This window comes from Streptomyces sp. NPDC057638 (genome assembly GCF_042800315.1).
GTDB lineage: Bacteria > Actinomycetota > Actinomycetes > Streptomycetales > Streptomycetaceae > Streptomyces.
The window spans coordinates 1-1030 of the sequence record NZ_JBHVHF010000623.1; the positions used below are offsets into that span (position 1 = coordinate 1).

2 protein-coding genes are annotated in these 1030 nt (G+C 70.6%); both read right to left on the reverse strand.

Translation table 11 applies throughout. From position 1 onward, the window contains the following. Nucleotides 1–33: 33 nt before the first annotated feature. Entirely contained in the window at nt 34–513 is a 480-nt protein-coding gene (locus tag ACFVIM_RS35280) for a hypothetical protein (RefSeq protein ID WP_384310497.1), read from the reverse strand. Between the two features lie 280 nt (nt 514–793). Continuing rightward, entirely contained in the window at nt 794–1006 is a 213-nt protein-coding gene (locus ACFVIM_RS35285) for a lyase family protein (protein ID WP_384310500.1), read from the reverse strand. Nucleotides 1007–1030: the final 24 nt, after the last annotated feature.

Consider the following 1030-nt stretch of genomic DNA (forward strand, 5'->3'; position numbering starts at 1 on the left):
CGCCGGTGGAGCGCGGCCCCGGCCCCCGTTCCCTCAGGAGAAGACGAACGGTCCGGGGGTCTGGCTGGTGAGCGCGTCGCAGGTGACCGTGACGCCGAAGATGGTCATGGTGAGCGCGGGCCCGCCGAAGTACGAGTTGAGGCGGTCCCCGGAGGCGACGGTCCCGGTCAGGGGGCCGATCGTCACCGCCGACTGCGCCGGGATCGCCGGGTTCCGCTGGCCGGTGAAGACCCGGGTGCCGCCGCCCGCCTTGCTGAGGACGAGCCGGGCGTTGATGGTGTCGGCGCCGACGGCGACGGGGGTGCGTACCGCCGACCGTACGGTGATCGTCGCCGAGGTGCCGTTCTGGGTGGCGGTCAGCTCTCCGGTGCCGCCGCCCCAGAATCCACAGTCGTACTGGGCCCTGGCCAGCGTCGGCGTCACCGCCTGGGCCGCCGGGGCGATGGCGAGCGTGGTGGCGGCGAGCGCTCCCGCCGCCACGGCCGTGCCGATACCGAGCCTGCTGCCTCGCATGGTCTCCCCTTTCCCGTACCTGTCCGTACGGCGTTCGCGGTGGCAGCCGACCGCGCGGGGCGCACGTCATGGGGCCGCGTCGGACCCGTTGGCGCACGGCACGGCGGGGGCCGCGTCGGACCCGTTGGGGGCATATCCGGACCGTCGCTGACCCGCCACGGGCGGGGTGCGCACGCCTCATGGCCCTGGAGAACGACGGGCGACGGGCACGGGGCCACGGCTCGGCTCCCGGACCGGCCACCACTCCAGGAAATCTGACGGACCGTCGGTTAACTGCTGTTCATTGATACGCATGCGGCCCGCGAACGCAAGACGGTTTCGCATGATTCTTCGGGAACTCCCCGACCGCCGGGCCCGGCACGGACGACGGCACCCCGCCCCGCGTGTGCCGCGGGACGGGGTGTGCACGCTGTAAGTGCGTATATCCTGGAAAAATCGTTTCAACGTGCTGTTCAGCTTTTTCTACAAGCACTGTTTGAAAAGAAGAGATCAGGGTAAGTCGGGGCCTAAGGCGAGG